2 protein-coding genes are annotated in these 1,027 nt (G+C 69.8%); one reads left to right on the top strand and one right to left on the bottom strand.

Annotated elements, in window-relative coordinates; all coding sequences use genetic code 11:
• Window positions 1-42 precede the first annotated feature (42 nt).
• Window positions 43-771, bottom strand: coding sequence for a hypothetical protein (locus tag ACFWN1_RS33465; protein ID WP_384370591.1), 729 nt, complete (start codon window positions 769-771; stop codon window positions 43-45).
• A 47-nt stretch (window positions 772-818) separates the two neighbouring features.
• On the opposite strand from ACFWN1_RS33465, the gene ACFWN1_RS33460 reads away from it, so the two are divergent.
• The gene (locus ACFWN1_RS33460) at window positions 819-1,007 is read left to right on the top strand and encodes a DUF5703 family protein (protein WP_093505037.1); all 189 of its coding nucleotides are present in this window, start codon (window positions 819-821) and stop codon (window positions 1,005-1,007) included.
• Window positions 1,008-1,027 lie beyond the last annotated feature (20 nt).

Genomic DNA, 1,027 nt, shown 5'->3' with positions numbered 1-1,027 from the left:
GCCCGTACCGGAACCGCCCCGGTACGGGCACCGCCGTTCGTCTCATCGCTCGCGGTCGAGCGGCTCCAGGTCGTCCTCGGCCGGCTCGTCCAGGCTCCGGTGGGGCTCGTCGGCGTCGTAGGTGTCGTCTGCGTCGTCACTGTCGTCGTTGTCGTCGCTGTCGTCCCGGTCGAAGACCGCGCTGACGTCGAAGCGGCAGATCACGTGCTGCGGGTCGGCGTCCTCGAAGGGGGCGTCCAGCCATTCGCCGGGCTCGGCCGCCTCCTCCGCCGCGGTGACCCAGAGCGTGGAGTCGCCCTCCGCGAGGCCGAACTCGCGGTGCCGGGAAGCGATCTCGTCCGGCTCGAACTCGCCGAACAGGATGCCGAGCGCGCCGGGGACGGTGCTCGCGGTGTCGTCGTCCGTGAGGGGGTCCTCGAACTCCGCGGCCTCCACCCGCTGGGCCTGGGCCAGCAGCCGCTGGGGTTCCGCCACCGTGTAGTCGCGGCGGATCAGGACGCTGACGGCATGGGGTTCATCGGGTCCCGCGTACGGCGGCAGCGAGTCGTCGGCACCAGGGATCTCGAAGGGGGTGACCTCGTCGTAGCGGTCGTAGAGCAACTCGTCGTACACCTCGCCGGCCGCCGCAAGCTGATTGAACGCCTCGTGGACGGCCGGGTCGTCGTCACCCGTCCTGCGTTCGACGGCCGCCAAGTGGCGGTCGAGCGCGGTCTTGACCGCCTCGGCGGCGGCGCGTACCTCGGCAGCGGTGGGCTGCGCAGCATCAGACATAGTGCAGACGCTATCCGTACCGGGCACCAGCCCGCACAATAGATGCGATGCCGGAATACGAATTTGTCGACGTGTACGTCCCACGCGGGGTGTCCCGCAACGAGGCGACGCGTCTCCTCACGGACCATGCCGAGTACGGACACTGGGAGTTGGACCGACTGAGCCTGATGCGCGACGGCAGCCGCAGGGTGCGGTTGCGCCGGCGGATCATCCGCCAGGTGCGTGCCACATGGTGAAGGCGGCCAAGCGGAAAGAC

Source organism: Streptomyces sp. NPDC058459, from assembly GCF_042721685.1.
Taxonomy (GTDB): domain Bacteria; phylum Actinomycetota; class Actinomycetes; order Streptomycetales; family Streptomycetaceae; genus Streptomyces.
The sequence above is the reverse complement of the archived record's forward strand: the minus strand, read 5'-3'. Positions and strand labels throughout refer to the sequence as shown.